Origin of the sequence: Halalkalibacter lacteus, from assembly GCF_036663595.1 — a bacterium.
Taxonomy (GTDB): Bacteria; Bacillota; Bacilli; order Bacillales; family Bacillaceae_D; genus Halalkalibacter; species Halalkalibacter lacteus.
In genome coordinates this window covers 1-256 of record NZ_JAWRVL010000322.1, presented here as the reverse complement: position 1 = coordinate 256, position 256 = coordinate 1, and the positions used below count along the sequence as shown (strand labels likewise).

General features: G+C 55.9%; 1 protein-coding gene. It reads right to left on the bottom strand.

What is annotated here, in order from left to right; translation table 11 throughout:
* Positions 1-26 precede the first annotated feature (26 nt).
* Positions 27-256, bottom strand: a 230-nt coding sequence (locus tag SAZ04_RS22520) for a CerR family C-terminal domain-containing protein (protein ID WP_332699927.1), incomplete at its 5' end; no start/stop codon positions are given.

Genomic DNA, 256 nt, shown 5'->3' with positions numbered 1-256 from the left:
TCGGAGATTCAGCTACCTTGGACATATTAAGATTTCATCTGGCCGCAGGCATGAATGCCCGCGATGGAAAAGGCCGCGATGTGCAGGGCGATCTCGTCGATAACCCCCGGACCCGTCATTAAATTTGGAAACAACGTCTCAATAATCGGCGCAGATTGACGATAGTAGGCGCACTGGGCGATGACTGAGAGCAGCAACATGGCCAGCCGTCGCTCCGGGAGCTTCCGTCCCGCGATCGCACTCACGATCCGACGAA